Source organism: Paenibacillus andongensis, assembly GCF_025369935.1.
In the GTDB taxonomy this organism is placed as follows: Bacteria; Bacillota; Bacilli; order Paenibacillales; family NBRC-103111; genus Paenibacillus_E; species Paenibacillus_E andongensis.
In genome coordinates, this window is record NZ_CP104467.1 from 3,200,903 (window position 1) to 3,222,221 (window position 21,319).

A 21,319-nucleotide genomic window follows, 5' to 3' on the forward strand; every position below is an offset into this window, starting at 1 on the left:
GTATGGATTTAACGTTAGAGTGGAGCAGTGAACAAGAAGTGAAAGAAATCACGCCTGCTTTTATTGAAAAGCTTGAAGAGCTGCTGCGCTTAGCGGGAGAGATCGAAGGCATTACGGAGGGAGAAGTTGCCCTTACTTTCGTAGATGATGAAGCGATTCAAGAGCTTAATAAACAATATCGTGACTTAGATAAACCTACCGATGTGCTCTCATTTGCAATGAGCGAGTTCGGAGAGGATGAAATTCGTATTAACTACGAGGATGAGGGTGAAGGCGACCCAGAAGATCTTCAAGAAGGTGAGACAGTGTCTGAAGGGTTCATTGAGCCTTTAGGCGATATTATCATTTCGGTTCCTCGTGCCATCACTCAGGCCGAAGATTATGGACATTCCGTTGAACGTGAACTCGGCTTTCTATTCGTACATGGGTTCCTTCACTTGATCGGCTATGATCACCAAAGTGAAGAGGAAGAGAAGATTATGTTTGCTAAGCAGGAGGACATTTTGCAGAAGGCAGGTTTGACCCGCTAATGTCGGACGGCTTCCGTAAATGGCGCAGGAGCTTCCGGTATGCCTATGAAGGAATCAAATATGCTCTAGATACGCAGCGCAATATGAAATTCCATTTTTGCGTTGCTTTTCTTGTTTTGTTGGCAGCGCTTTTTCTTCATCTGCCCAAAACAGATATTCTGTTTATTCTGCTGGCAGTAACACTTATGATTGTTACGGAACTCATCAATACGGCTGTGGAAAAAACAGTGGATCTGGCTATGCCTGATCGCCATCCGTTGGCCAAAATTGCGAAGGACGTCGCCGCGGCGTCCGTATTGGTGTCTGCAGGTTTTGCAGTGATTGTAGGTATGATTGTTTTCTTTGAGCCTATCGATCACTTACTGCGAAATTCAAGAATGCAGGATACGCCTGTATCCGCGGGAACGATATGGGTTCTTATTGCCCTTGTCGTTTTGACGGTTATCGTGATTGAGACTCGTTTCTCAGATAAAGGGAAATTGGTGCGCCCCAGCTTGTTGACGGCTATTGCCTTCGCCATTGCTACTGTTATTACGATTTTCGTCTCGCAAACGATAGTTGCTTTACTTGCATACACGCTCTCCGCCCTTATTTTTATTATGCTGTATGACAAAAGAAAGCGACCGTTCCCAGCGCTGATTCTTGGAGCACTCATTGGCATCATGGTCACAATCCTCGCTTTTTCCTGCCTTAACATGCTATAACGTTAATATAAAATGAAAGTAGGTTGATGGCTATGAATCAACAAGAACTCATTCAACACGCAAAAGAAGCGATGAAAAGAGCCTATACGCCTTATTCGAATTTTCAAGTTGGAGCGGCGCTTCTGGATGCGAACGGTCATGTACATTATGGCTGTAACGTAGAAAATGCCGCATACGGACCGACCAACTGTGCTGAGCGGACTGCGTTATTCCGTGCAATTGCGGATGGTCATAAAGCAGGTTCCTTTCAAGCTATAGCGGTAATGGGGGACACAGATGGTCCTATTTCCCCATGTGGTGTGTGCCGCCAAGTATTGGTGGAACTATGTGAACCGGATATGCCAGTTTACCTTGGCAATATAAAAGGTGATTTTGCAGAAACGACCGTGTCTGCCTTATTGCCGGGTGCTTTCACAACGAAAGATTTGCATGCAAATGGAGGATAACTAGAAGTGTCTAAAAAAGAATTTAAATCAGGTTTTGTCGCTATCATCGGACGCCCCAACGTTGGGAAATCAACGCTAATGAACCAAATTATCGGGCAAAAAATTGCTATCATGTCAGATAAGCCTCAGACAACAAGAAATAAAATCCATGGGGTTTATACATCCAATAACGGCCAAATTGTTTTCCTGGATACGCCAGGTATTCATAAACCGACTTCCAAATTAGGCGATTACATGAGCAAAGTAGCGCATGGGACGCTTGGGGAAGTGGATGCGGTCCTATTTTTGGTTGATGTTGCCGAGGGGATTGGCGGCGGTGACCGCTATATTATCGAGCAGCTAAAGCATGTTGAAACGCCTGTTATATTGGTATTAAACAAAATTGACCTTGTTCAGCCTGAAGCGCTGCTTGCGATTATTACAAATTACAAAGATTTGTATAACTTTGCTGAGATCGTGCCGGTTTCTGCTCTCAAGGGCAACAATGTAACAACATTGTTGGAACAAATTGTTCGCTATTTGCCGGAAGGTCCGCAGTACTATCCAGCCGACCAAATTACGGATCACCCGGAACAATTCGTATGTGCTGAACTCGTACGTGAGAAAATCTTGCATTTGACGCGGGAAGAAATTCCGCATTCCATTGCCGTCCAGATTGAAGATATGCGTGTCGAGCCCAATGGTGTAGTCCATATTTCAGCGGTCATATTTGTTGAGCGAGATTCGCAAAAAGGTATCGTCATTGGCAAACAAGGAAGTTTACTAAAAGAAATCGGAAGGCAGGCACGCCGTGATATCGAGACGCTGCTTGGTTCCAAAACTTTCCTGGAGCTATGGGTTAAAGTGAAAAAAGACTGGAGAAATCAAGAGAGAGTTCTGCGTGATCTTGGCTTCCGTCACGACTAAAAGATTTTTCCCTAAGAGTTCCAGTTTTTAAATCGCATAGAGTAGCTTCCTCTGCACATCCTAAGAACATCACGTTCAATGGGGAGGATGCTGAACATGAAAGATTTTTCGTGGACGTATTTTTCAAAGACCGGTGATGTAGATGCCTATCTGCTGTACAAACAAGTTACCGGAGAACCGGGTATGGACACGGATGTACAGGAAGAGGATCAAAGTAACGAAGAGCCGCTCGAAGGTCTGAATATGTAAATTCATGTTCATAAGCTCATAATTCAGAGCGGCATTCATGGGGGAAGTTATTTGCTGCGCAGCGTACAGGGGATTGTGCTCCGTAGTATGGACTATGGAGAGGGTAACAAGATCATTAGTCTATTCACCCCTGAGCTGGGTAAGGTTGGTGTTATGGCTCGGGGTGCGAAGAAAGTGAAAAGTCGACATGCCGCCGTTACGCAGCTTTTTACGTACGGCGATTTTGTTTTTTTCAAACAAAGGGGTCAGATGGGATCTCTGAATAGTGCGGAGATTATCGAAGCCCATCATGCTTTACGAGAAGATTTACATATGTCTGCGCATGCTTCCTATTTGGTAGAGATGACGGACCGTATGCTTGGTGACGAAGAGGGCAGCACTTATATATTTGAGCAGCTGAAAGCTGGATTAATGGCTATTGAAGAAGGTAAGGACATGCAGATTGTCGTTCACCTCTATGAAATGAAGATGTTTGATCTTGCCGGTTATCTCCCTGTGACAGATGCTTGTGTTTCCTGTGGAGAAACCACGGGGATTACGACCTTTAGCCCTGCAATGGGCGGGACTTTATGCGCTCGCTGTCGATACAAAGATGCTGCGGCTATTCCTATCGGTGAAGGAACGCTTAAGCTTCTGAAACTATTTCCTCGCATGGATATGCGCAGGCTCGGCGCCGTTCAGGTAAAGGATGAAACGAAAGCGCAGCTCAAAACCTGTATGCGAGCTTACATGGATATCCATGTAGGTGTTCAGTGGAAATCCAGAGGTTTTATTGAACAGATGGAAAAATACAATATATAGATTTGGTAATTTGACATGTGATTTCGGCTTTGATATGATGTGGTGGAAATCACCTCGCCCTTGTGCTGTCCGCATATCGGTGAGGTTTTTCTCATGCTTTCGTTCTGTTCTCGTCTACTTTACATACAAATGACTAATGTAGGGCCTCGTCCCTGCTGAAAGGAGCTAAGGGAAATGGACCACTCACTACCTACTCGCGTATACGTTGTTTCGGATTCTGTTGGGGAAACGGGAGAATCTGTCGTGCGTGCCGCTGCGATGCAGTTTCATCCTGTACCCGTTGAAATTATGAGAGCTCCATTTATCCATGATTTTGAAGGAATAGATAAAGTCATCAATGCGATTAGAATACATGGCGGAATTGTTGTGTTCACTTTGGTTATTCCTGAATTGCGGGATGATCTGATTGCCAAAGCGAAGGAATACGATATTCCCCATATTGACTTACTAGGGCCGGTTGTTGCTACCTTAGGGCAAGCATTACACCAAGAGCCCCGTCGACAACCAGGAATGATTCATCCGCTCGATGAGGATTATTTCAAAAAAGTTGAAGCTGTTGAATTCGCGGTCAAATACGATGACGGCAGAGATTTTAGCGGCATACAAAAAGCGGACATCATCTTGTTGGGTGTCTCTCGTACGTCCAAAACACCCTTATCGATGTACTTGGCGCATAAAAGATTTAAAGTCGCGAATGTACCGCTGGTACCTGAAATGCAGCCACCTGCTGCGATTTATACCGTGCCAAAAGATAAGATCATTGGACTGCGGATCGACCCGGATAAACTAAATGTTATACGTCAAGAACGGCTCCGAACACTTGGGCTTGCAGAAAATGCAACCTATGCCAATGTAGAACGTATTAAAATAGAACTGGCTTTTGCTGACAAAATTATGAGCAAAATCGGTTGCGTTATTTTTGATGTTTCCAACCGTGCCGTTGAGGAGACAGCAAGTTTAATCATGGACCATATCGAACGAGTCCAGTAAGGTTTTATGTTATCCCTTGCAGGATTTTTTTAAAGTTCATCGTATATAATAGTACGGTGAGATTTCGTCTAGAGAGCAGGGGCTGACTGTATGCGAGCGAGAAATATTATCGTTGATGCCGATGCTTGTCCAGTAAAATCCGAAATTGAGGAAGCAGGCAGGCAGTTTGGTGTACAAGTTGTGCTAGTTGCTTCTTTCGATCACCGGATGAAGGAGAACCCTGGCGTCAAGGTCGTTCAAGTGGACCGTTCCGATCAATCTGTCGATTTATATATTGCCAATCAGATTCAGCAAGGTGATATTTTGGTGACACAAGATTTTGGACTCGCCGCCTTAGGATTGGCTAAGGGATCTATTTGCTTAACGAATCGAGGGCAGGAATATACCGATAGTTCGATTGATTTCCTATTGGATCGTCGCCACGTATCGGCGAAAATGCGGAGAAGCGGAAAGCATTCGAAGGGGCCAAAACCTTTTACGGAGGCAGATCGTCAAAATTTTCTACATGGTTTGACAAAACTTTTAAAAAAATTGCAGGAAATCGAAAAGAAGTAGCGAATAGTAATTAGTCGGAAAAGCGACCTGAATTGTAGGTGGAACAAAAATGAGGTACGGACGCATACCTGAAGAGGTCATTGAGGCTGTACTTAAGCGCCATGATATTGTTGATGTCATTGGTAGGCACGTACATTTGAGCAAGCAAGGGCATTATATGAAGGGGCTATGCCCGTTCCACTCGGAGAAGAGTCCTTCTTTCACTGTTACACCAGAAAAACAAATTTATCGTTGTTTTGGTTGTAATGTAGGTGGGAATTTGATTCGCTTCGTCATGGAAATCGAAGGACTTAGTTTCTCCGAGGCCGTTAGTAAGCTAGCTGAAGAAGCGGATATCCCAATCACTTGGGAAGAAGCATCCGAAGAGCAAAATGAGCAGCAGCAAGAGAAAGCAACCTTGTTAAAAGCTTATGATTTTACTGCAAAATTGTATAATTATATACTTGGCAACACGGAACAAGGGAAGGTGGCTAAAGGCTATTTGGCCTCAAGAGGAATATCGGATAAGCTAATCGATACCTTCCAAATTGGATATGCACCGGCCATGTGGGACACACTCGTTCAACAGCTAGATAAACGAGAATTCGACTTAGCCCTGATGGAGAAGGGCGGTTTAATCTCTGCCAAACATGAAGGTAACGGCTATGTGGATAAATTCCGGGAACGCATCATGTTCCCTATTTGCGACTCTACTGGCAAAGTTATCGCATTCGGGGGCAGATCTATGGGCGATGCGCAGCCCAAATATTTAAATAGTCCGGAATCCATTCTTTTTAATAAAAGTCGGACCATGTACAACCTTCATTTGGCTAGACCTAATATGCGTAAGCTTCAACAAGCCGTTCTCTTTGAAGGCTATGTGGATGTCATTAAAGCATGGGAAGCGGGAATTAGTAATGGTGTCGCCACGATGGGGACAGCATTAACGAAAGAACATGCCGCTCTGCTGAACCGCAACGCAGACCAAATCGTTGTTTGTTACGATGGTGATAATGCGGGACAATCGGCTGCTTTCAAAAGTATCCCTATTCTAGAAGAAACAGGGAGCCGAGTCACGGTAGCCATGCTGCCAGACGGCAAGGATCCAGATGATTATGTAAGAAACTATGGTTTTGACCGATTCGTACGGGAGATTATTGAGCCAGCCGTACCATCGATGAAATATAAGCTATTGTACATCCGCAAAAATTTTAAGTTGCATGAGGACGGTGACAGACTTCGTTATCTGCAATCCGCTGTGAAATTAATCAGTCAACTTCAATCTCCGATTGAACGTGAACATTATTTGAAACAGTTGGCTTCTGAATTCCCGGAATCTTCGTATGAAGCGATGAAGTTGGACCTTCACGAAATCTTGCTGCAATCGGAAAAAAACCGACCAGAGGGGGATAATAAACCAATTCTGTGGAATAATGTTATGAATAATGGGAGAACAGTGGAACGAACACTCAAAAAATCACCTTCGCTATTACCCGCTTATCATAATGCAGAACGGTTAATACTGGCGGTAATGATGCATGACCGTGAGGTCTGCGCACAAGTGGAAGCACAATTAGGTGATCAATTCAATGTTGAAGCTCACGCAGTCTTAGCTGCTTATTTATATGCTTACTACGCTCAGAATGCTGAGCCGGATGCAAGCCGATACATTGCCATGCTGCAAGACGAACAGCTGGAGAGCTTGGCTAGTTCCATTGTAATGATGGGTGCTGGTCATGGAATGAACGAACAAGTGATTGACGACTATATTCGCCAAATTCGCAAAGTTCCAATGCAAGAAGAAGTTGAACGTAAGAAAGAAGAACGAGTTCGCGCTGAACGCGCGGGCGACCATCTTAGAGCTGCACAAATTGCTATTGAAATTATTGCCCTAGAAAAACGATTGAAGTCAACTTAGAATTACTGCAATGACTAGGGAGGAGGGAGTCCGTACCATGGCGAATGATCAGCGTACAGAACTAGAGACAGAATTGACCCTGGACCAGGTGAAAGACCAGCTTATTGAGCAAGGGAAAAAGCGGTCCTCACTAACTTACAAGGATATTATGGAGAAATTAGCTCCCTTTGATCAGGATCCTGAACAAATCGATGAGTTTTTTGAACAGCTTTCGGAGCAAGGGATCGATGTAGGGAACGAATCCGATGAGGATTCCATGAATCCAGAAGAAAATGAGCGCGATGAATTTAACTTCGATGATGATCTGGCCTTACCGCCAGGAATTAAGATTAATGATCCAGTTCGGATGTATTTGAAGGAAATTGGTCGAGTACCACTTCTTTCCGCGGAAGATGAAGTAGGGTTAGCCAAACGGATTGAAAATGGGGACGAAGAAGCGAAGAGACGTTTAGCAGAAGCTAACCTTAGACTCGTTGTCAGTATTGCCAAAAGATATGTAGGTCGAGGCATGCTGTTCCTAGATTTGATTCAAGAAGGTAATATGGGGCTTATTAAAGCTGTGGAAAAGTTTGACCATACCAAAGGATATAAGTTTAGTACGTATGCGACCTGGTGGATTCGTCAAGCAATTACCCGTGCCATTGCGGACCAAGCGAGAACGATACGTATTCCGGTACATATGGTCGAAACGATTAATAAACTGATTCGTGTTTCCCGTCAATTGCTGCAAGAATTGGGGCGCGAACCTACGCCGGAAGAGATTGCCAAAGAGATGGATTTGAGCACAGATAAAGTACGTGAAATCATGAAGATTGCACAAGAGCCTGTGTCGTTAGAAACACCGATTGGTGAGGAAGACGATTCCCACTTGGGAGATTTCATTGAGGATCAAGAAGCGTTGGCTCCAGCAGATGCTGCCGCGTATGAGCTTCTGAAGGAACAGCTTGAGGACGTACTAGATACGTTGACGGAAAGAGAAGAGAATGTACTTCGCTTACGTTTCGGTTTAGATGATGGACGTACACGTACGCTTGAAGAAGTAGGTAAAGTATTCGGTGTTACACGTGAACGGATTCGTCAGATTGAAGCTAAAGCTTTGCGGAAGTTGAGACACCCTAGCCGCAGCAAACGGTTAAAGGATTTCTTGGAATAAAGACGCTGTGAGAGGGCCCTGCCAAATCGGCGGGGTCTTTTTTTACCACATAAGAAAGTATAAGTTCTCGGATCCCGAGAACCGCTTTCTTATTGGCGATAAAACCTACCTCTAAACGCGGTCGCACATCTTTGAATGGCTTCGATAGTGGTTTTCTGATTGAAAACTACTACTAAAACCTGAGCAAGAAATCACCGATAAAGTAGCTAGGAAGGTGAGCGAATAAATGGATGCAGAGAAACGAAAAGTGATTGTAAGGGAAATCCATCATTGGCGCAGAAGCAAATTGCTTCCTGAACATTATTGCGATTTTCTGACGAATTTGTATGTGGATGAATCAACACCCAAACCTGCTTCATTAATGGGGGTATCCGCATCCTCAGTAGCAAACAGTAATTGGAAAATATGGTTGGTTATTATGGCGGTGATTGCCGCTCTGGCCTTATCTGCTCTTAATTTTAACTCTTTTGGATTGCCAATGCAAATTGGAATTTCCACGCTTTTTGTCTTCATTTGTTATGCATTTGCCTACCGGCAGAACCGTAAAGCGCCTGTGATTTCTTATTTGCTTTGCGGTGTTTCTTCGATTGCCTTGCTATTTGTCGGTTTGTATTTATTGGATTTAAATGATGTGAGTTCATCTTATGCGTATGTTGGTTATTTAGCTTTTTGTAGCAGTGTCTGGCTGTTTAATGGATTAGCAGGCCGAATGGCCATTTTCCAGATATGCGGCTGGCTGGGGCTATTGGGTACGTACGGATGGCTCCTGCTGCATAAGCTGGACAACCCTGGATGGTTTTCACTTGAAATTAGTTGGATTCCGGTTAGTATTGTACTTATATGGATGGCTTGGCTTGCGCATCATACGAATAAGCAAGCAGCTAGTGTGCTTCTATTAGTTGGGACAATCATTTGGTTTGCTCCCGAAGCAATGACATTTCTGACAGATGTCGATATGAACTTTCGTGTCATTCAATTATCGTTTACAGGCAAGTTAGTTTCTGCAGGCGTGGCATTATTTTTGCTGCGTAAAAAATGGGTAGAGTGGGTAATGTAACATATGGTGAAATTATCGAAAAGACTGCAAATGATTGCAGATCGAGTTCCTTTAGGATCAAAGGTAGCGGACATTGGTTCCGATCATGCTCTATTGCCAACGTATTTGGCACAACAGGGTATTATTTTGTTTGCTGTGGCGGGCGAGGTGAACCCAGGGCCATTTGAAGCGGCAACACGGCAGGTTCTTGAAAGCGGATTGTCCAAGAAAATCAGTGTAAGATCCGGTGATGGACTTGCCGTAATTGAGGCTGGAGAAGTGAATGTCATTACGATCGCCGGAATGGGCGGGAGTTTAATGGCGAGTATTTTGGAAGCTGGAAAGCAAAAGCTGCAAGGCGTCACTCATCTCATTTTGCAGCCCAATGTTGGTGAAGATCATGTGCGGCGTTGGTTGCTTGAGCAGGACTGGAAGCTGGAATCCGAAACGATTCTTGAGGAAGACGGCAAGATTTATGAGATATTGACAGCTATTGCTGTGCCGAATGAGGAAAAACAGACTTTGGAGGTTCTTTACGCTGAACGTCAACTGCCAGGCGGGGTAAGGGTTTCGAAGGAACGTTTGCTTCAAATGGGGCCATACTTCATCAGCGAGGCTCCAGAAGTTTGGTTCACCAAGTGGGAAAGTGAGCTGAAAAAGCTTGCCATGATTAAAGGGCAGCTTCAACTTTCTTCAGCTGAAGCTTCTGTAGCGAAGGCGGAGCAGGTCGATCAAGAAATGAAGGAAATAAAGGAGGTACTCGCTTGTTTGCAAAAGGTCAAACCGTAATCCAGCTGTTTGAACAGCTGGCGCCGAAGCATTATGCGATGCCTGATGATAAAATAGGATTACAGCTAGGGTCTTTGCAGAAGGAAATTAAGAAGGTTCTTGTTGCCTTGGATGTCACGGATGAAGTGGTTGAAGAAGCGATTCAGCAAGGTGCTAATCTTATTATTGCTCATCATGCGATTATTTTCAGACCGCTTGCTCATCTGCAAACGGATACGCCTTCAGGCCGTTTATATGAAAAATTAATTAAGAACGACATCGCTGTCTATATCGCTCATACGAATTTGGATGTGGCTGAGGGCGGAGTGAACGATATGATGGCTGATAAGCTCGGTTTGACGGAGCTTACTCATCTAGAGGATGTGCACACTGAGAAGCTGCAGAAGCTCGTTGTTTTCGTCCCTGAGACGCATCATCAGGCTGTGCTGGATGCCCTTTTCACCGCTGGAGCGGGGGGAATCGGGCAGTACAGCCACTGCAGCTTCAACATCCCCGGAACGGGGACGTTCCTGCCGCAGGAAGGGACGCATCCGTTTATCGGGGAAGTAGGCGAGCTTGAACGCGTACAGGAAGTCCGCGTAGAGACCATCGTTACAGCCAGCGTCCAGCGCAAGGCGGTTCAGGCTCTATTGAAGGCCCACCCCTACGAAGAGGTGGCCTATGACCTCTACCCGATGGACCTCAAGGGTAGGGTGTTCGGTCTGGGCCGCGTGGGCAAGCTGCCCGCGGCCACGACCCTTCGCGAGCTAACGGAGCTCGCGAAGCAGGTGTTCGACGTGCCGGCTGTGCGCGTCGTCGGCGATTTGGAACGGCCCATCCGTAAGGTGGCCGTTCTGGGGGGCTCTGGCGGCCGCTACATGCGGCACGCCTTGTTTGCCGGCGCCGATGTGTTGGTTACCGGCGACATTGACTATCACACCGCGCACGATGCACTTGCGGCGGGGTTGACTTTGATCGACGTTGGACATAACGTCGAGAAGATCATGAAGCGCGGCGTGGCTGATTATCTCGCCGCACAGTTGGTCAAGACGGGCACGCAGGTGTTAGCATCCGAGGTAGATACAGAACCATTCCAGTTTTTGTAGGGATGATGTTTTTAACTTACTAATTTGCAGCTGGGAATTGAGGAAACGAACAGCAGTTGTAATTCGAAGGCATTCTTAGTATACTAGCAAATGCACCGGAAAGTTTGACAGACAATCGCTGGCTGTGGGTAAGCCACAGCGAGAGGAAAGTCCGGGCTCCATAAGGCAGGGTGCTGGATAACGTCCAGTCAACGCGAGTTGAAGGATAGGGCCACAGAAATGGACCGCCGATGGTTTCCCGCAAGGGATTCACAGGCAAGGGTGGAACCGTGGTGTAAGAGACCACGAGGTTCTATGGTGACATAGATCCTGGTAAACCCCACTTGGAGCAAGACCTAGAGGAACGCAAGCCGCTTTCGAGGTGGCAGTCTTAGCCTGAGACGCGTTCGGGTTGGTCGCTTGAGCTGTGCAGCAATGTATGGCCTAGATAGATGATTGTCACTTCAATGGTGGCAGGGGACAGACGCCCGCTACGACCACTGGAAGTACAGAACCCGGCTTACGGCAAACTTTCCATACTGTCGGTTACCCGCAAGGCTTAGGCCTTGCGGGTATTTAATTTTTCTAGAAGAAAAATCAGAATGACTTTTCTACAGGAAGAGAAATAATTCATCTTTTGCTTATACTATAAAAGTGGATATTCACTAAAAAAGGTTGATCAGCTCAGAAGCTGACCAACCTTTTATTCTAATAGGCATACTTTTTCGTAATTAGATGCATTTGACGTGATAGGCTTTGTGGAAAGTAAGAAATCGGCTTTGAGCTTTGTTCGGCCATTTTCACAGCTTTGACTACATCAATTAATCCGAAGCCGAAATATTTGTCTCTACCTTTTGTACCAAGGTCTTGAGCGGATTGTTTAATGATTTCGTAAACCTCCGTGTTTTTCAAACTAGGGTTCGTAGAACGAACCAAGGCTGCCAAAGCAGTGACATGAGGGCTGGCCATTGATGTACCCGATAACGCGGCATATTGATTATTAGGATACGTACTTGCGATACTAACACCAGGAGCTGTTACGGCAATATAGTCGCCATAATTCGAAAAGGGTGCCTTGTTATTTTGAGAATCACTCGCGGCTACAGCCAACACTTCCGGGTAAGCTGCTGGATAGCCAGGTCTTTCTGTATTGTCGTTGCCGCTCGCCGCGATGAGTGCCACATCTTTATTGTAGGCATATCGGATGGCATCGTGCAGAAAGCTTGAATCCGCGTAATTGCCAAGGCTGAGATTCATAACTTTAGCGCCATGGTCGGCAGCCCAAATGATACCTTGAGCAACAGAATAGGTACTGCCTGCTCCAGTTTGGTCTAAAACTTTGACCGGTAATACTTTGTTATACCATGTCATACCTGCAACACCAAGATTGTTGTTAACTAATGCAGAAATGACTCCTGTGACATGTGTACCATGTCCGACATCGTCCTGCGGGTTGTCATTATCACTTATGACGTTATAACCAGGTAAAAGTTTATTATTCAGATCAGGGTGCTTCAAGTCAGCTCCCGTGTCGACAACAGCGACAATCACATCTTGAGAACCACGTGTTAATTGCCACCCCTGAACAGTCTCGATGAGGGGCAAGTTCCATTGATACTTACTGTATAAATTATCATTAGGCATAAAATTAGTCGTTATATCTGTCGCTGTCGATGGTTTCGAATCTGTTTGACTGGAATTATCTTTATTTGAAGCTTCTTCTTGATCGTCATAATAATCATTAGTTAAATAGAGGAAATGAGGCTCGACATAGACGACATCCCATTTCTTGAAATATGCCATTAATGCTTTGGCTTCCATGCTTTGCGTGCGGAATACATACGTATAACCTAGTTTTTGAGCGGAGATGGCTTTTATTTCGTTTTTGATTTGTGTCAGCTGAGTCTCTGTTGGATCCTGCTTGAAGCGGACCACAACTTCATTTTGATGATAGTGGCTGGTTCCTTGATTATCTTCAGGATGATCGACGACTTTATCTTGTAGAGTGTCCGTATCCACAGACTCAACTTTCCACCGATTTTCACTAGGGTAAGGTTCTAGACGCAAGTTTTTCAACTGGTGATCGGTAACTTGATGTAGAATATCCTGATGAATAACACCAACGAGCGAGCTGTCTCTATTAGTAGCAGGAGTGCCCTGAACGAAATAAATTTGCTGCGCCGCGCCGAATTTAGGTGATTGATAATGTTTACCTGCGTCGACGGCTTCTTTAGCTTCTTTCATATAAGATGTAGCCTGTTCTTTATAAGAACTTGGCAATTCACCTACTGTAATCCCTTTTTCCAGTGGTTGACTTTGCTTCGACCAAATCAGTACATCCATTTTTTCATGTTCTTTTTTCATATCGCTTAGCACTTTTAAGGCTGGCTCTCCACTTTCAATCTTGCTAAGCATTCGTGAGTAATCAATCGAACATTGGGATCTGCATAGATCATCAGTCAGCTTAACGTCCTGTTCCAGAAGAGATAACTTTGCAGTTGTTTCATACTTTGTACTGTACACTTCGGGTCCAGGTTGATTCTCCTTATTTGAATGGTGTGGGAAAAGGATAATGCCTAAACCAAGTACTAAAGTCATAGATGACAGGTAACGCCACATTAACAGCTCCTCCTTCTAAACTTGCTTAGTATTCCGCTGACGAAATGATTGACCTTTGACTAGGTTGAGGAGCGGAGGATTGTTTTATACATGGAAACTGGAGTTTTGCATATACCACTTCGGGTTAATTTATGGTAGGATAGGAATAGCGCAATTATAGGAGGTCTTCATAAATGGCTGTTTTTAATGTGAAAAATATTTGTGATTCTACGCGTACGAAGTTGAAAGAAACGACTGCCAAAATGGAGCTGTTTTTGAATCAAAATTCGCTCGCACAGTTAAATGTGGAGAATGATCCTGCTATGGATGAGTTTTACCGCGGTTATTTGCAGGATACTCGTCATCTATTAGTCTTTTGTGAAGTGGCTTATGAGAAATTAGGCGTTAGCTTGAGACGTCCTACTTTTAATGTGGATTTTTCGGAAAAAGTACTGTATGAGGTTTATCATACTTGCGTCAATACATTTTTCTACCCTAAAAATGAATGCTATTCCGAAGATGGTCGTTATGCTTATACTGGACAAGATGCTATTCGTTTCCGCAAAAAGCCTTCACGTGAAGTGCGTGATTTGACGATTGAGCTGTCCAAAGTATTCGAGGAACTTCGTGAAGATCTGTCTTATTATGAAACAGACTACATCACTCAACGTCGTATGCAAGGCGAAAAAGTATAATTTTAATTGAATTGGTAAAATACAAGAAGGGATGCGACTATAAGCGCATCCTTTTTCTTTTAAAAGGAGACTTGGTGCATGGAGCGTGAACAATTAATCAACAGCAGTATCTCGATTATTAAGCTGAATCAGCACCCTAGCGGGGGTTACGTAGCTTCACCGCTATTCCCACCTTACTCTTACAGTTGGCTCAGAGACGGGACATTTATCGCGCATGCGATGGATCGCTCTATGGAGACCGAAAGTGCTGAGCTATTCTATCGCTGGGTACATAATGTTTTGAAGGACAAGCGCCCGCGTGTGGATGCGTTAATTCGTAAACAGGAAGCCAAAGAATGGATAGACCGCTCCGAATTTTTTGGAACTCGTTATCATTTAGATGGTCGTGATGACTTATCAGAGTGGGGACATTTTCAACTAGATGGTTATGGAGCTTGGCTTTGGGGTCTTACGGAGCATATTCGTATAACAGGTCATTCTGCGCTCTTAAATGAATTGCGGGAGAGTATTGAGATAACTGTTGATTATTTGATGACGTTCTGGCATTTTCCGAATTTTGATTGTTGGGAAGAGTTTCCTGATTACGTTCATCCGGCTTCATTAGCTTGCGTATATGGTGGTTTAAAGGCACTTGGTGAATTAGAAAATCGACCTCCTTTACTTGAGAAAGCGGACTTGATTAAAAAGTTTATTATGGATCACGCAGTCTATGAGGGGCGTTTCGTTAAATCCATTCATTGCTTAGAAGAAGTATGGCAGCCAGCTTTATATGGTGTGGATGCAAGTCTGTTGTGGCTAGCTGTCCCGTTCGGCGTCTGTGAGGTTAATGATCCTATTATGTTGAAGACGGTACAAGCTATTGAAGCTGACCTCAAGCATGAGGGCATTCAAAGATATGTAGAGGATCGCTACTATGGTGGCGGTGAATGGCTGCTGCTAACTGCATGGTATGGTTGGTACCAAGCGGAGCTTGGAAATCGTGAAGAGGCTCAGCGCTGCTTAGATTGGGTAATGAGTAAAGCGGATATGCTGGGTCGATTGCCGGAGCAAGTGGCAGAAAGTCTTAGAGATCCCTCATCTTACCCGGAATGGATTGCCAAATGGGGGGAGCCAGCGATTCCTCTGCTATGGTCTCAAGCGATGTTCTTGGTGCTTTCTGACAGCTTAAAATAAGCATAGATCACCCTGATAGCGGGCAAATTGTTAAAGGGGTGATGATTATGCCGGATGTAAAATGTGCAGTTGCTAATTGCGAATACTGGGCGCAAGGCAACAACTGTAGTGCAGGAACGATTATGATTGAAGTCGATCAGCATGCTGCCGCCAATTATAACGAAGAGTTTGCAGGGGAATCATTTGATACGGATCATCAAGATGCAGCAAACAAAGTAGCTAATACTTGCTGCCACACTTTCAAAGCTAAGAAAAAACATTAAGGTGCTTAACATGGAGGCAGCATGGATAAAGACGATGTCTCTCTAGATCATGCCACCAAGGAGCGGTTCCAAAAGGATCAGCTCCGCGTTGAAAGCGGATTGAACCATAAGGAAGAATACGCAGCCGAAATTACAGCACCGACTCGAAGAATTAACTATGCCGAACAGTATAAGAACTATAAGCCAGAGAAGCTTGAAACCCAATCCGATGTATCTGATGAAGAAATAGCGGAGTTGGTAGAAACAGTCACACGTAACAAAGCAGTAGGCTATATCGCACTGTTCGTTGCCTTGGCTTCTCTTTTTGTATGGCCAGTGCTGTTAGGTATTTCGGGAATTGTGCTTGGCGTTATTGCGTTTCTTATGGGAAACAAAAGACTGGGGTCTTGGTCAATCGCGCTTGGTTTTATTGCCGTCGCCGCCTATTTTTTGTTAGTACCCTATTATGCATGACCCATTACAAGCAAGCCGAGCTATCGGCTTGTTTTTGTTTTTCCTGAAAAAAATCGTGTAAATTCGCGTTTCAAAGGGATAAATAGCGGGTAGAGACTCATTAAGGCATCGTTTTAATGCGTATACTCCCATTTGCTCGTACTATTTGGCTTCAGGAGTCATATTCGCACCTTTGAATGATTACAGTATTATTATATAATGAAAAGTGATAAATCAAATTCAAATCGAAATTAAGGGAGGTGTACCTATTCTCCTTGGTGCAGTAATCGCACTTGATAGGGGATAGGTAAGGTATTGGAAGATCCTTTGCCCGGAACGTTAATCAGTTTTCTGTTAATGTTTGGACTGGTGTTATTAAATGGTTTTTTTGTCGCAGCTGAATTCGCGATGGTCAAGGTAAGAGGTAGTCGCATTGAATCGCTTGTTGGAGAAGGTCGCCGCAATGCGAAATTTGCACAAGGAATCATGAATAATCTCGACGCCTACTTAGGTGCTTGTCAGCTCGGGATTACACTTACTTCGTTGGGACTTGGTTATGTCGGGGAACCGACGTTCGCCAAAATTCTGGAACCGTTATTCGCTCCGTTGAATATGCCAGATTCGGTGTTCCACACGATTACTTTCATTATTGCTTTCTCCTTAATGACCACATTGCATATTACATTAGGCGAACAGTTCCCTAAGACGTATGCGATTCGTAAAGCTGAACAAATAACTCTGCTATCTGCAGGGCCCATGGTTTTTTTCTATAAACTGATGTATCCATTTATATGGTTATTGAACGGTATTTCGAACTGGATGTTGCGTCGTGCAGGAATCGAGCCTGCGACTGAGCATGAATCGGCGCATACGGAGGATGAAATTCGTGTCCTTATGAAAGAAAGTCACAAAAACGGACTTATAGATAATACAGAGCTCACGCTTGTTGATAATATATTTGGATTTGCAGAGACGACAGCCAGGGAAATTATGATCCCAAGAACAGAAATGGAATGTTTGTATGCCGGACTTTCCTATTCTGAGAATCTTGCGAGTGCCATTAAAGAAATGCGTACGCGCTACCCGGTATGTGATCCGGACAAAGACAATATTATTGGCTTCGTCCACATCAAGGATTTACTCAAGCCGGATGCGAACCTGAAAGGGATCAAGAAAATCATCCGACCGATCACAACGGTTCCAGATTCGATTCTTATCAGTGACTTGTTGAAAATGATGCAGAAAAGAAAAAGCCAAATGGCACTACTCATTGATGAGTATGGTGGAACTTCAGGGCTTGTGACATTGGAAGACATTATGGAAGAAATTGTTGGAGAAATTCAAGATGAGTTCGATGAAGAGCGTCCTACGATCGAAATCAAAGATGAAAACACTTTTTCCATTGATGGATTGCTGCTAATTGATGAAGTGAATGAATATTTCGGACTTGACATTGAGTCTGATGATTATGATACAATCGGCGGTTGGATTTACTCGAAAATTGAAATACCGCCAAGCAAGAACCAGCAAGTAAGTTACAATGATGAATTTTTATTTATTGTTGAAGAGACAGATCATCTACGGATTTCACGTGTCATGGTAAGAAAATTGTCGGATGAGAGTGAGCTGCTTCAGCAAAATATTTCTTGAGATGTATGAGAGATTGTCATTTGACAGTCTCTTTTTTTGTGACTACTTAATGACTCCTTATAAATTGGGGATAGTCGTCAGGGCATAAAACGTGTACAATGAAGACAACGATGAATGATAGAAACGAGGTCTGACGGATGAACAGCACGAACAGCATTGACCCTAGAGTAATGAAAGAATTGCTCCAGCTTCAGCTCCTCAATAAAATGAGTTTGCTCTCCGGTGAAACCGCGACATCAAGTACGGATGATTCAGGCGATTTTAGTGCGCTGCTCGACACGATTATGGGGCAATCTGGTGCAACTGGCGTTACAGGCCAAGATACTTTATCCTCCATGCTAGGTAACACGACGAACAGTATGCCAAGTTCTTTGGGGGCTTTAAATAGAGCTTATACGCCTTTACAAACAGTGAGCAAAGCATCCTCGGTCTCACAGTATGACGGTTTAATCCAAGAGGCAAGTCATAAATACGGTGTGGATACCTCGCTAGTCAAGGCAGTTATTCAGCAAGAATCAGAATTCAATCACCAAGCCGTATCGCCGGCAGGCGCCAAAGGTTTAATGCAGCTTATGGATGGGACAGGCAGCGGCTTCGGAGTGACGAATCCGTTTGATCCTAAGCAAAATGTGGATGCAGGTACTCATTTCCTTAGCAACTTAATTAAGAAGTACGACGGTAATGAAGGGGTTGCTCTCGCAGCTTATAATGCTGGGCCTGGACGTGTTGACCGATTAGGTATCAAGACCGATCAGGATCTGGCGAACAAACTCCATTTATTGCCAATGGAAACGCAAGGCTACATCTCTAAAGTGATGGGTCACAGGCAGAATTTTTCGTTATAATCTCTAGCTAACTAGCTGATTTTCGCATGTTTATGCGAAGGTCGGCTTTTTGTGTTTCTAATGGAATGCTTGAGTTATGCCCAGTTTTAGGCTTTAATGATGAAAGGAAATGAAATTGATTGTGCGCGGCAGCAAGAGCGTGAAAAGGGGAATCAGCAAAATATGCTTTATTTGGACTATGCGGCGACAACACCACTTTATGAAGAGGTTATTGATACGATTGCCGCAGTGATGAAGGAACATTATGGAAATCCATCCTCGATTCATCGATTAGGTTTACAAGCAGAGAAGCTGCTAAACAGCTCCAAAGAGGTGATTGCAGGAGCATTGGGTGTGCTGCCTGCTGAAATTATATGTACGTCCGGAGGGACGGAGAGTAATAATTTGGCGATTAAAGGTGCCGTTTACAGCTATCAAAATCGCGGAAAGCATCTCATTACTACGCAAATCGAGCACTCCTCCGTGAAGGAAGTTTTTCTCGAACTGGAGCGAGAAGGTTTTCGAGTTACTTATTTACCTGTAAATAGTAAGGGGAGTGTAGAGCTAGAAACCCTTCAAGCAGCAATAACAGAAGATACCATCCTTGTTAGCGTGATGTATGTCAATAATGAAGTAGGTACGATTCAGCCTATCCAAGAAATTGGCCGATGGTTAGCTCAATATCCAAAGGTGCTATTTCATGTTGATGCTGTTCAAGGCATTGCAAAGCTTCCTTTTCACCCTAAAGAATGGGGGGTTGACTTATGCAGCGCATCTGCTCATAAATTCAGAGGTCCAAAGGGAGTTGGGTTTCTATATCGCAGAGAGGGTGTGCAGCTTAAACCGCTGCTTGTTGGTGGCGGTCAAGAAAATGGTATTCGCTCCGGTACGGAGAATGTCCCGCTTATTGTAGGAATGGCCAAAGCGCTCCGGCTTTCCGTTGATAACCTTACAGCCAAAACAGAACATAAATATCGGTTAAGACGGATGATTGTGGATGGCATCACATCAATCCCTGAACTTACCCTTACGGGATCCGAACAGGATGAAGAGATGGCTCCCCATATTGTTCATTTTGCATTCGTGGGAATGAAGGCGGAGGTAGTCGTTCATGCACTTGAGCAGCGGCAAATATACATTTCTACGAAATCAGCCTGTGCCTCAGAGGAATCAGACCCAAGCACGGTAATGCTAGCGTTAGGCTGCAGTCGAGAAAGAGCTGTTAGCGGACTAAGAGTTAGCTTCTCTGACGAACATCAAGAAAAGGACGCGCAGCTATTCATTGCCGCATTGCGGGAGGTTGTGAAAGAACTCGCTCCTATGCTCAGCAAACCATCAGTCAGAAAGGGGACGAGAAGATGAAACCGGATTGTTTAATTTTGCGTTTTGGCGAATTGACGCTCAAAGGGAAAAATCGTAAGCGTTTTGAGAGAAGCGTCATGACTCAAATTTGCAAAGTTTTAGGCTCTTTTCCTGATTTAAGGTATATTCCCGAGTTTGGGCGCGTATATGTGGAGCTAGGGGGAGCAGCTTATGAGGAAGCTTCAGCAGCTTTGCAGCGCGTTTTTGGACTTGCGTCGTTTAGTCCTGCCTATCATGCTCCTATGGAGGTCGAAGCCATTCAAGAGATGGCGCTGCGTATGATGCAGGCACTGCCTAAACAACCAGCAACTTTTAAAGTGACCGTTCGCAGAGTGAATAAATCATTCCCATTTGATTCGCAGCGAATGAATTATTTGGTTGGAGGTTATGTGCTACAAGCATCACCGGGTCTCCAGGTGGATGTACATCATCCTGAGGTTGAGCTGCGGGTGGAGATTCGCGAAGAGCAAGTACTCATGTACGTAGAGGTTATTGAGGGGGCTGGAGGATTCCCGTCTGGAACGAGTGGAAAAGCGCTGCTGATGCTATCTGGGGGAATTGATAGTCCGGTTGCCGGTTGGTTAGCGATGCGTAAGGGGCTTTCCATCGAGGCTATTCACTTTCATAGTTATCCTTACACCAGCGAGCGTGCGAAGGATAAAGTGATTGAACTTGCACACCAACTATCTGCTTACACAGATTCCTTGAAGCTTCATTTGGTTCCATTTACGGAAGTACAGACATCTATCCACCGTGAGTATCAAGATAATTTATTAGTAACGCTTATTCGAAGAGCGATGTATCGCATTGCCGAACAGATTGCAGACCGAGAAGGTCTAAGCGCGTTAGTGACCGGTGAAAGCTTAGGTCAAGTGGCTAGTCAAACGCTGCCAAGCCTAAATGTCATAGGGCGCGTTGTAACGCTGCCGCTTTTACAGCCGCTCATGATGATGGACAAGCAAGAGATTATTCGAATAGCCGAATCGATAGGCACTTTCCCGATCTCGATTTTGCCTTATGAGGATTGCTGTTCCTTATTTCTTCCTCCATCTCCAAGTACTAATCCTAACCTGCGCATGGTTGAGAAACTCGAAATGAGCATGGACTTCTTACCTGAATTAATTGAGAAAGCTGTCTTGCAAACAGAAACCATTGAAATTGTTCATGGACAAATGAAGAAGGTGTCGGACTTAATATAGGGA

The 21,319-nt window shown here is 44.5% G+C and carries 22 protein-coding genes and 1 other RNA gene; 22 read left to right on the forward strand and 1 reads right to left on the reverse strand.

What is annotated here, in order from left to right; translation table 11 throughout:
• Positions 1 to 2 precede the first annotated feature (2 nt).
• The 14 genes from ybeY (at position 3) to rnpB (ending at position 11,658) form a co-directional block, all read left to right on the forward strand.
• Positions 3 to 530 carry an rRNA maturation RNase YbeY gene (gene ybeY, locus NYR53_RS13960; protein WP_261306366.1) on the forward strand — a complete coding sequence of 176 codons (528 nt, stop codon included), beginning with the start codon at positions 3 to 5 and terminating at the stop codon, positions 528 to 530.
• On the forward strand, positions 530 to 1,234 hold the full coding sequence (locus NYR53_RS13965) for a diacylglycerol kinase (RefSeq protein WP_261305727.1): 705 nt from the start codon (positions 530 to 532) through the stop codon (positions 1,232 to 1,234). The genes ybeY and NYR53_RS13965 overlap by 1 nt, the downstream gene beginning before the upstream one ends.
• A gap of 32 nt (positions 1,235 to 1,266) precedes the next feature.
• Positions 1,267 to 1,680 carry a cytidine deaminase gene (gene cdd, locus NYR53_RS13970; protein WP_261305728.1) on the forward strand — a complete coding sequence of 138 codons (414 nt, stop codon included), beginning with the start codon at positions 1,267 to 1,269 and terminating at the stop codon, positions 1,678 to 1,680.
• A 6-nt stretch (positions 1,681 to 1,686) separates the two neighbouring features.
• Positions 1,687 to 2,586 (forward strand): GTPase Era, encoded by a 900-nt coding sequence (era, locus tag NYR53_RS13975; protein ID WP_261305729.1) that lies wholly within the window; start codon positions 1,687 to 1,689, stop codon positions 2,584 to 2,586.
• 96 nt (positions 2,587 to 2,682) lie between these two features.
• A complete protein-coding gene (locus tag NYR53_RS13980; RefSeq protein ID WP_079419911.1) occupies positions 2,683 to 2,835 on the forward strand; it encodes a YqzL family protein in 153 nt (50 codons plus the stop codon).
• A gap of 51 nt (positions 2,836 to 2,886) precedes the next feature.
• Entirely contained in the window at positions 2,887 to 3,636 is a 750-nt protein-coding gene (gene recO / locus NYR53_RS13985; protein WP_261305730.1) for a DNA repair protein RecO, read from the forward strand.
• Between the two features lie 174 nt (positions 3,637 to 3,810).
• Complete coding sequence (locus NYR53_RS13990; protein ID WP_056833852.1) at positions 3,811 to 4,626, forward strand: pyruvate, water dikinase regulatory protein; 816 nt, start codon at positions 3,811 to 3,813, stop codon at positions 4,624 to 4,626.
• A 90-nt stretch (positions 4,627 to 4,716) separates the two neighbouring features.
• Positions 4,717 to 5,181, forward strand: a complete 465-nt coding sequence (locus NYR53_RS13995) for a YaiI/YqxD family protein (RefSeq protein ID WP_261305731.1) — start codon at positions 4,717 to 4,719, stop codon at positions 5,179 to 5,181.
• A gap of 49 nt (positions 5,182 to 5,230) precedes the next feature.
• Positions 5,231 to 7,078, forward strand: coding sequence for a DNA primase (gene dnaG, locus NYR53_RS14000; protein ID WP_261305732.1), 1,848 nt, complete (start codon positions 5,231 to 5,233; stop codon positions 7,076 to 7,078).
• 37 nt (positions 7,079 to 7,115) lie between these two features.
• On the forward strand, positions 7,116 to 8,231 hold the full coding sequence (rpoD, locus tag NYR53_RS14005; protein WP_028558036.1) for an RNA polymerase sigma factor RpoD: 1,116 nt from the start codon (positions 7,116 to 7,118) through the stop codon (positions 8,229 to 8,231).
• 226 nt (positions 8,232 to 8,457) lie between these two features.
• Positions 8,458 to 9,288, forward strand: a complete 831-nt coding sequence (locus NYR53_RS14010; RefSeq protein WP_261305733.1) for a hypothetical protein — start codon at positions 8,458 to 8,460, stop codon at positions 9,286 to 9,288.
• A 3-nt stretch (positions 9,289 to 9,291) separates the two neighbouring features.
• A complete protein-coding gene (locus NYR53_RS14015) occupies positions 9,292 to 10,056 on the forward strand; it encodes a tRNA (adenine(22)-N(1))-methyltransferase (RefSeq protein WP_261305734.1) in 765 nt (254 codons plus the stop codon).
• Entirely contained in the window at positions 10,032 to 11,141 is a 1,110-nt protein-coding gene (locus NYR53_RS14020; protein WP_261305735.1) for a Nif3-like dinuclear metal center hexameric protein, read from the forward strand. The genes NYR53_RS14015 and NYR53_RS14020 overlap by 25 nt, the downstream gene beginning before the upstream one ends.
• Positions 11,142 to 11,240: 99 nt before the next feature.
• Positions 11,241 to 11,658: RNase P RNA component class A (rnpB, locus tag NYR53_RS14025), an RNA gene on the forward strand.
• Between the two features lie 170 nt (positions 11,659 to 11,828).
• On the opposite strand, the gene NYR53_RS14030 is transcribed toward rnpB, so the two are convergent.
• Entirely contained in the window at positions 11,829 to 13,739 is a 1,911-nt protein-coding gene (locus NYR53_RS14030; protein ID WP_261305736.1) for a S8 family peptidase, read from the reverse strand.
• A 173-nt stretch (positions 13,740 to 13,912) separates the two neighbouring features.
• On the opposite strand from NYR53_RS14030, the gene NYR53_RS14035 reads away from it, so the two are divergent.
• From NYR53_RS14035 to thiI, 8 genes are all read left to right on the forward strand, one after another.
• Positions 13,913 to 14,413, forward strand: coding sequence for a YpuI family protein (locus NYR53_RS14035; protein WP_029195899.1), 501 nt, complete (start codon positions 13,913 to 13,915; stop codon positions 14,411 to 14,413).
• 78 nt (positions 14,414 to 14,491) lie between these two features.
• Positions 14,492 to 15,586, forward strand: coding sequence for a glycoside hydrolase family 15 protein (locus NYR53_RS14040; RefSeq protein ID WP_261305737.1), 1,095 nt, complete (start codon positions 14,492 to 14,494; stop codon positions 15,584 to 15,586).
• A 47-nt stretch (positions 15,587 to 15,633) separates the two neighbouring features.
• Positions 15,634 to 15,849 carry a DUF1540 domain-containing protein gene (locus NYR53_RS14045; protein ID WP_171688477.1) on the forward strand — a complete coding sequence of 72 codons (216 nt, stop codon included), beginning with the start codon at positions 15,634 to 15,636 and terminating at the stop codon, positions 15,847 to 15,849.
• 21 nt (positions 15,850 to 15,870) lie between these two features.
• The gene (locus NYR53_RS14050; protein ID WP_261305738.1) at positions 15,871 to 16,302 is read left to right on the forward strand and encodes an MFS transporter; all 432 of its coding nucleotides are present in this window, start codon (positions 15,871 to 15,873) and stop codon (positions 16,300 to 16,302) included.
• Between the two features lie 336 nt (positions 16,303 to 16,638).
• Positions 16,639 to 17,931: a hemolysin family protein gene (locus tag NYR53_RS14055; RefSeq protein WP_261306367.1), complete on the forward strand. Its 1,293-nt coding sequence runs from the start codon at positions 16,639 to 16,641 to the stop codon at positions 17,929 to 17,931.
• Positions 17,932 to 18,068: 137 nt separating this feature from the next.
• Entirely contained in the window at positions 18,069 to 18,776 is a 708-nt protein-coding gene (locus tag NYR53_RS14060; RefSeq protein ID WP_261305739.1) for a lytic transglycosylase domain-containing protein, read from the forward strand.
• A gap of 162 nt (positions 18,777 to 18,938) precedes the next feature.
• Positions 18,939 to 20,117, forward strand: a complete 1,179-nt coding sequence (locus NYR53_RS14065) for a cysteine desulfurase family protein (protein WP_261306368.1) — start codon at positions 18,939 to 18,941, stop codon at positions 20,115 to 20,117.
• Positions 20,114 to 21,316, forward strand: a complete 1,203-nt coding sequence (thiI, locus tag NYR53_RS14070) for a tRNA uracil 4-sulfurtransferase ThiI (protein ID WP_261305740.1) — start codon at positions 20,114 to 20,116, stop codon at positions 21,314 to 21,316. The genes NYR53_RS14065 and thiI overlap by 4 nt, the downstream gene beginning before the upstream one ends.
• Positions 21,317 to 21,319 lie beyond the last annotated feature (3 nt).